This is a genomic window from Gardnerella sp. c10Ua_31 (assembly GCF_055700915.1).
This window is the reverse complement of sequence record NZ_JANUYG010000007.1, coordinates 1-488: the sequence shown is the minus strand read 5'-3', so window position 1 is coordinate 488 and position 488 is coordinate 1. Positions and strand designations below refer to the sequence as shown.

General features: G+C 36.3%; 1 protein-coding gene. It reads left to right on the top strand.

The annotated features are described in order from the left end of the window. Positions 1–12: 12 nt before the first annotated feature. Positions 13–264: a type II toxin-antitoxin system Phd/YefM family antitoxin gene (locus NYP55_RS06680; protein ID WP_004130963.1), complete on the top strand. Its 252-nt coding sequence runs from the start codon at positions 13–15 to the stop codon at positions 262–264. Positions 265–488 lie beyond the last annotated feature (224 nt).

The window sequence follows — 488 nt, the reverse complement described above, 5'->3', positions numbered from 1 at the left end:
GAGGTTGATACTATGATTAATATTCGCCCAGTTTCCGATTTAAGAAACAAATTCCCAGAAGTAGAAGAAACAGTTATAAATTCAAATACACCAGTATTCCTTACAAAAAACGGTTATGGAACTATGGTTCTCATGAGCATCAAACAATACTCTGCCCTCACTGACGACATTGAAAGAAAACTCGACGAAGCAGACGCTTTTGCCGCAAATACTTCTACGCGTCTTTCTAAAAACGACGTCTTTGATAGCGCAAGTAGTAATTAATCAAACAACACGAGAACACCCTTACTACAGGATTAACGTACGCAACTTTTCTGTTTTTTACGTTGTCATCGACGACACTATGGAAGTGCGCAGACTTCTATATTCAAAACGAAATATTGACGTACTACTGGAATAACTATTCCTAATAACTATCGTTATTGTGCTAGCGGTTATTGAAAAACCTATTGTTAAAAGGTTTAAGATTGGCTTAATAGCTTGATTTT